Annotated in this window: 1 protein-coding gene; it reads right to left on the bottom strand. The window is 72.7% G+C overall.

Translation table 11 applies throughout. From position 1 onward, the window contains the following. Nucleotides 1-464, bottom strand: a 464-nt coding sequence (locus GTR00_RS22410; protein WP_205706449.1) for a dihydroxy-acid dehydratase domain-containing protein, incomplete at its 3' end; no start/stop codon positions are given. Between the last annotated feature and the right edge of the window lie 42 nt (nucleotides 465-506).

Genomic DNA, 506 nt, shown 5'->3' with positions numbered 1-506 from the left:
GCCATGAGCATGCCCGGCAGCGACTTGTCGCAGCCGGCCAGCAGCACCGAGCCGTCCAGGCGCTCGGCGCTCATGACGGTCTCGACGGAGTCGGCGATCACCTCGCGGCTGACCAGGGAGTAGTGCATGCCCTGGTGGCCCATGGAGATGCCGTCGGAGACGGAGATCGTGCCGAACTCCAGCGGGTAGCCGTGAGCGGCGTGCACGCCGTCCTTGACGGCCTTGGCGAGGCGGTCCAGCGGCAGGTTGCAGGGGGTGATCTCGTTCCAGCTGGAGGCGACGCCGATCTGGGGCTTGGCCCAGTCCTCGTCGCCCATGCCGACCGCGCGCAGCATGCCGCGCGAGGCGGTCGCCTGGAGGCCGTCGGTCACCTGACGGCTGCGGGGCTTGATGTCGACGCCCGGGGCCGGGCTGGGGGCGGTGCCGCCCGGCTGCGCCGCCGGCTCGTTCGAGGGGGTGTGCAGGCTCACGCCAGGAGTCTAGGTGCCGCGCACCGGCCCCCCGGA

The sequence above is a fragment of the Kineococcus indalonis genome, assembly GCF_009906395.1.
Taxonomy (GTDB): Bacteria; Actinomycetota; Actinomycetes; order Actinomycetales; family Kineococcaceae; genus Kineococcus; species Kineococcus indalonis.
Note: the sequence above shows the minus strand (reverse complement) of the source record. Positions and strands in the feature narration are given on the sequence as shown.